Genomic DNA, 676 nt, shown 5'->3' on the forward strand with positions numbered 1-676 from the left:
GCAGATAACAAGCGGATCAATCTCCTTTAATGATGATTATCCACCAAACATTATCAGTCATTAAAACCAGTTGAACATGGGAAAACAATTTGAATTCTATTCGTATAAAAATGATGATGAGATGATTGCAAATACGCTTAGAAGTGTATTTGGAGAGTTGTTGTGTGTTCCACGTTATAAAGGAGATTTATCCCCTTTTGACATTTGTGCTAATGATCGGCTGATGTATTTGACTGGAAAATCTTTCCAACAATATATATCATATTATACACATGAATATTATGATGGAACAACAGCTGAAGTATTGGACTATGTGAAAAGTCCAGTTTTAGAATATAGAGTTCCTTTTCAAAGGGAAGATATGGCATACATTGCTGGACGTTTTTATTGCTGTTCTGATAATAATGATTTTTCTCAAATGGTTTCCAAATTTTATCGTAAAATCAAAAAGAATTTTCGATACGTGAAATCTTGGAAGTGCTATATATCAAACAGCATAGATGTGGAAACATCTCAGTTTTTTATACCGAATAGAATAATTACTATAAATAAAGAAGATTTGAAATAAAATTGACTGATAACAAGCACCTGTGCCACCTAACGGCGGCAAGCTGCATAACATTATAAACTCTGGATATAAGGATGAATGTATGAATAATCAATATGCAGTTTTAAT

Annotated in this window: 1 protein-coding gene; it reads left to right on the forward strand. The window is 31.8% G+C overall.

The window, feature by feature from the left end; genetic code table 11:
* Positions 1-76: 76 nt before the first annotated feature.
* On the forward strand, positions 77-568 hold the full coding sequence (locus KTR07_RS28160) for a hypothetical protein (protein ID WP_004295319.1): 492 nt from the start codon (positions 77-79) through the stop codon (positions 566-568).
* Positions 569-676: the final 108 nt, after the last annotated feature.

The organism is Bacteroides sp. MSK.20.82 (assembly GCF_019052485.1).
Taxonomy (GTDB): Bacteria; Bacteroidota; Bacteroidia; order Bacteroidales; family Bacteroidaceae; genus Bacteroides; species Bacteroides thetaiotaomicron.

Excerpts from the sequence above, each read along its gene's own strand:
- KTR07_RS28160 (WP_004295319.1), top strand. The coding sequence starts at position 77 with ATGGGAAAACAATTTGAATTCTATTCGTATAAAAATGATGATGAGATG.